The following is a 554-nucleotide window of genomic DNA, read 5'->3' as shown; positions in this document are numbered from 1 at the left end:
GTCTCCAAGGGCTACCAGGAGACGCGCGAGCTGGTGCGCTCCCACAAGCTGGTGACGGTGTGCGAGGAGGCGGGTTGCCCGAATATCGGCGAATGCTGGGACAAGAAGCACGCCACCTTCATGATCATGGGCGAGATCTGCACCCGCGCCTGCGCCTTCTGCAATGTCGCGACCGGCAAGCCGAACGCGCTCGACATGGCCGAGCCGGAAAACGTCGCCAAGGCCGTCAGGCAGATGGGCCTTTCCCACGTCGTCATCACCTCGGTCGACCGTGACGATCTGGACGATGGCGGGGCCAAGCACTTCGAGAAGGTGATCTGGGCCATTCGCGCGGCGTCGCCGCTGACGACGATCGAAATCCTCACGCCCGATTTCCTGAAGAAGCCGGGCGCGCTGGAGCGTGTCGTCGCCGCAAAGCCCGACGTCTTCAACCACAATATGGAGACCGTGCCGGGCAATTACCTGACGGTGCGCCCGGGCGCGCGCTACTTCCACTCCGTGCGGCTTTTGCAGCGCGTGAAGGAGCTGGATCCGACCATGTTCACCAAGTCGGG

1 protein-coding gene is annotated in these 554 nt (G+C 64.1%); it reads left to right on the top strand.

Annotated features, from left to right (window positions below; all coding sequences use genetic code 11):
* A partial coding sequence (locus GR158_RS25055) for a lipoyl synthase (RefSeq protein ID WP_160873057.1) occupies window positions 1-554 on the top strand: 554 nt, incomplete at both ends.

It is taken from the genome of Shinella sp. AETb1-6, assembly GCF_009826875.1.
Classification (GTDB): Bacteria; Pseudomonadota; Alphaproteobacteria; order Rhizobiales; family Rhizobiaceae; genus Shinella; species Shinella sumterensis.
The sequence above is the reverse complement of the archived record's forward strand: the minus strand, read 5'-3'. Positions and strand labels throughout refer to the sequence as shown.